This is a genomic window from Xanthomonas cissicola (assembly GCF_008801575.1).
GTDB lineage: Bacteria > Pseudomonadota > Gammaproteobacteria > Xanthomonadales > Xanthomonadaceae > Xanthomonas > Xanthomonas cissicola.
In genome coordinates this window covers 1-2,473 of the sequence record NZ_VZPL01000164.1, presented here as the reverse complement: position 1 = coordinate 2,473, position 2,473 = coordinate 1, and the positions used below count along the sequence as shown (strand labels likewise).

1 protein-coding gene and 2 pseudogenes are annotated in these 2,473 nt (G+C 56.4%); all 3 read right to left on the bottom strand.

The features are described 5' to 3' along the window. A pseudogene (locus tag F7R02_RS27640) lies at positions 1 to 68 on the bottom strand (transposase); the annotation flags it as partial. 883 nt (positions 69 to 951) lie between these two features. After that, positions 952 to 2,073: a type III secretion system YopJ family effector XopJ gene (xopJ, locus tag F7R02_RS24925; protein WP_011347382.1), complete on the bottom strand. Its 1,122-nt coding sequence runs from the start codon at positions 2,071 to 2,073 to the stop codon at positions 952 to 954. A gap of 278 nt (positions 2,074 to 2,351) precedes the next feature. Beyond that, positions 2,352 to 2,473, bottom strand: a pseudogene (locus F7R02_RS24920) (IS3 family transposase); the annotation flags it as partial.

The following is a 2,473-nucleotide window of genomic DNA, read 5'->3' as shown; positions in this document are numbered from 1 at the left end:
ATCGCCACGCCGCTTTCGGCTTCGCGCAGAAAGCCGATGACCTGCTCGTCAGTAAAACGTTTCTTCACGTCCAATCTCCTCGGGGTAGGGAATTGGACTCCAAACTGAGGCGCTACTCAAAATTGGGTGGACGTCGTCAGCTGCTTGTTCTCATACTAAGCCACGCATCCCGAAGCACTCGCGCATCAACCAGCGCGTGGTGCCTATGAGCCGCGACCATTGGATCGGTAGAAAACCTGGCTTCTATAGCCGCTTGCAATGAATAGCCGGTAGCCAGTTGCATTTCAAAATCTGGCGCAGGGCCTAGATCCATTCTCTCGCTGGCCAGTAGGCCAGTGCCATCCAGTGCACTACGAAATAATTCGAAGTCCAGCGGATAGTCTGCGACAACGATTGGGTTTGATGCGGCACCAACGAAATCGCGAAGTGCCCGGGTTAGGGCTAGGGCACTCATTGCAGCTACGCCACGCTCCAGGAGCGGGTAGACAGTCTGCTGCACGAATAAGGGCGCAGGTGCAGGAAGCTGCTCGCACTCGGCATAAAAGAAGCTCGACCTGATACATACAGCCAAGCAAGTGGACGCTAACACTAAATAAACTGGACGAAGCTATCAGTCAAACTGGACGGCGGCGTCATTTAGGCTGGACGGTTGTGACTTGCAAAGTCAGCGCAGGCAGGCAAGGAGGATGCAACTCGCACAGCACCGGCTGGCCTGCTGCTGGTCAGAGGCAGCGGTTACAGAGCGCCCAGCGCCGCCTGCGGGAGGACTGCGCGGCCGCGTACTGCTAGCGAGGGATTCTCACGGAGCCTATGGGCGATCACCGCATGCGCTATCCATGGAGTGAAGTCGCAGCAATATATCTGCCCCCCCCCCCCCCGTCGTCGCGGCAAAGAGAGCCGACCTACGCGACCATCGCCGCGCGCAGCCCGGACATCAAGTTCACCATTTGCCTATGACTGGCGATCAGAGATAGCTGTCTCCAGTGCTGATCGAATCTTTGTGGCGCGCGACGTCTCGATCGACGCGCTGTAACCTCGATCTACGCGGAAGGCCTGAACTCGTTGCTCCAGCGATTCATGTTGCTGCTGGCGTCCGCTTGTGCTGACATCCGTGTAGGCACTTCCTGGTTGGGATCGGTCCACTTCTTCTACCACGCCGCTGCTGTGCGTGTGCTTATAGAAGATGGCGGGCAGCATCTGTTCTCCGAGCATGAGTTCGACTCCAGCGTCTTCCAAGAGCGCGTCGGGCGAAGCCGCGCCTTGCCCGTATGGATCAATCGTCCCGTGGTTGACCATGTTGTCATGCCACTGATCGAACAGGGATGAGTGCTGGTGAGCGTGCAAAGCGAAATGCAGATCGAACATCAGGCAGTCCGCTGCAGACTTCTGTGCCCCCACCTGAATGAACGCAAATTTGGCATTTTCACCGAGCTGGGACAGGGCCTGACGCCGCAGTTGGGTATGGCCGGTCACGAAAGTGAGCAGTCTCGCCGGCTCCAGTACGATTACGCTTGCTTCGCCATTAGGTCTCCGTCGAACATCCGCTGCCACGTGATGTTCACCATCACGTTCTAGTCGAAGAACGGCACGCTGGGAAACTACTGAGGTGGTTTGCTCGGACAAAGACTGCAAGAAGTCAATAGGCGAGTCAAAGTGCTGGATGTTCAATCCAGGGTAACGACGGTTGTACACCGAGGCTAAGGCCGGCAGATTTTTGATGTCGAGCTTCAGAAGCGCCTCATCCGGCTGCTTGTTCGCCGCCAACATTTTCAAGGTCCGCTCTCCGTACTTCACTATACTTGAGCGGACTCCTGCATCTTTTGCATCCGACAGGGAGTTGGCTAACAGCTTGGTTTTCAGTGCGACTCGCTCAGGCAGGCCGCTACGAGAAAGGTCAACTTTCTTGCCGCGTCTTGCGAGCCCCTGCAACGCTGGGTCAGTGGCCGAGTAAGAAGACGTGGCCTGAGCCGGGGTCCCACTGCCCTCTTCCGAGGGCGTGGCCTGCTCTGCGACGTGGGCTGCATAATGCTCAGGTGAGCCTGCCACGCTCGGCTTTGAAACGCATAGACCCATGTTGATCTCCTACAGTGACTGTGGGAGCAAGTTTGGCGAGAATCTCTCCGATTCGCGCTGGCTCACCGAAGTCATAGCTGTGACGACGAAGCATTGACGCGCGGGATTCTCGAGCCTCTATAAGAGGCTTGGCAGGGATTCTTGAAAAATCCTTTTCTGACAGCAATTTAGATCACTTTTTTGCTTTTTTTACGGATCCCTGCCGACCCTCGATCGGCTTGTATTACATCTCGATGTAATCGAACACTTCGGTGCGAAGTCTTGGAGCAGAGGGGGTTCTACCCCGATATCACGGACGGTTGTAAAAGAGCTGCAACCTTCTGATCCTGCTTGGCCGCCCTTCGCCGCATCCTTGGGTTGTGGCGTCGCTCGATGTAGTCAAACACATCCGCTCTTGCTC

What these genes read in the sequence shown, in the direction of transcription:
- xopJ (WP_011347382.1), bottom strand. Translation starts at nt 2,073, where the DNA reads ATGGGTCTATGCGTTTCAAAGCCGAGCGTGGCAGGCTCACCTGAGCAT.